Raw genomic sequence first — 1,851 nt, 5'->3', positions numbered from 1 at the left:
CACCCACCCGCGCCGCGAACAACTCCACCACCGAACCACCCACCACCGCACCCGCAGTCGCGTTCCACCCCGCCAACCGCCCCCGATCCACCTCGTCGAGGAGGTCCAGATCGGCGACCTTCACCGCCGGGTCCGCGACCGCCCGCGCGAGGAGGGCGATCAGCCGGCGGCCCAGCTCCTCGGCCGAGGAGCGGTCGAAGAGGTCGGCGGAGTAGAACACCCGCAGCCCCAGCGCGTCGCTGTGCGCGGTGTCGGCGAAGGTGAGCTCCAGGTCGAAGCGGGCCGTCCCCGGGTCGACCAGGTCGACCCGGGCCGGGCTGCCGAACAGCTTCGAGGTGTCCTGGGTGACGGTGTTGTGCGACACCATGGTCTGGAACAGCGGGTGCCGGCCGAGCGAGCGGTCGGGGTTGACCGCCTCCACCACCCGGCCGAACGGCGCCTCGGCGTGGTCGAGCGCGGCGAGGTCGACCGCGCGGACCCGGGCGAGGAGTTCGGCGAAGGTCGGGTCGCCGGACAGGTCGGCGCGCAGCACCAGGGTGTTGACGAAGAAGCCGACCAGCCCGTCGAGCGCCCGCTCGCCGCCGCGCCCGGCGACGGGCGTGCCCAGCGGTATGTCCTCCCCGGCACCGTGGCGGTGCAGCAGTGCCGCCACGGCCGCGTGCGCGACCATGAACACACTGGCGCCGGAGGTCCGAGCGAACTCCCGGACGTCACGGGCGAGTCCTGCGGGCAGCCGCAGCTCGACCAGCCCGCCCCGGCCGCTCGGCCGCACCGGGCGGGGGCGGTCGGTGGGCAGGGCGATCTCCTCCGGCAGCCCGGCCAGGGCGGTGCGCCAGTGCGCCAGCGCCGCGTCCTGCGGCAGCGCGGCCTGGTGGAGCGCGAAGTCGGCGTACTGGAGCGGAAGTTCGCCGAACTCCGGGGCACGGCCGGCCAGCCGGGCCGCGTAGGCGTGCTGCAGGTCCGCCAGCAGCGGGCCGCGCGAGGCCTCGTCGCCCGCGATGTGGTGCAGGGCGACCACCAGGGCGCCGGATCCGTCCGCGGCGCGCAGCAGGCGGACGCGGAGCGGCGGTTCGGCCGACACGTCGAAGGGCAGCGCCAGTGCGGCGGCGACCGCCGCCTCCAGACCGTCGGCCGGGACGTCCGCCACCGCGACGGGAACACCGGCCTGCGCCGGGGTGAGGACGTGCTGGCGGGGCTCGCCGTCGACGGCCGGGAAGACGGTGCGCAGGCTCTCGTGCCGGGCGACGACGTCGGCGACGGCCGCCGTCAGGGCCCCGGCGTCCGGGGCCGTGTCCAGGCGCGCCACGAACGGGATGGTGTAGGTGGCGGACGGGCCGTCCACCTGCTGGAGGAACCAGAGGCCGCGCTGCGCGTAGGAGAGCGGCAGCGGGTCGGGGCGCTCGGCGCGGGCGAGGACGGGGCGGGCCGCCGCGGCGGCGCGCCCGGCGAGGCGGGCGGCCAGGCCGGCCACCGTGGGCGCCTCGAAGACGTCCCGGATGCCGCCCTCGACGCCGAGCCGCACCCGGACGCGGCTGATCACGCGGGCGGCGAGCAGGGAGTGGCCGCCGAGGGCGAAGAAGTCGTCGTCCGCGCCGACGGTCGCGAGGCCGAGGACGTCGGCGAAGACGGCCGCCAGCGCGGTCTCCACCGGGCCCTCGGGAGCACGGCCGTCCCGGTCGGCGGACACCTCCGGCGCGGGCAGCGCCCGTCGGTCGATCTTGCCGTTCGCCGTCAGCGGGAACGCCTCCAGCGCCACCACCACGGCGGGCACCATGTACGCCGGCAGCACACCCGCCGCACCCTCCCGGGCCGCCTCCGGCTCCGCCGTGCCCGTGACGTAACCGACCAGCT

Annotated in this window: 1 protein-coding gene; it reads right to left on the bottom strand. The window is 76.9% G+C overall.

Features of this window, described 5'->3' with window-relative positions; all coding sequences use genetic code 11:
* On the bottom strand, window positions 1–1,851 hold a 1,851-nt coding region (locus ACFCX4_RS36085), incomplete at both ends, for a condensation domain-containing protein (protein WP_376151687.1).

The sequence above is a fragment of the Kitasatospora sp. NPDC056327 genome (assembly GCF_042261735.1).
GTDB lineage: Bacteria > Actinomycetota > Actinomycetes > Streptomycetales > Streptomycetaceae > Kitasatospora.
The sequence above is the reverse complement of the archived record's forward strand: the minus strand, read 5'-3'. Positions and strand labels throughout refer to the sequence as shown.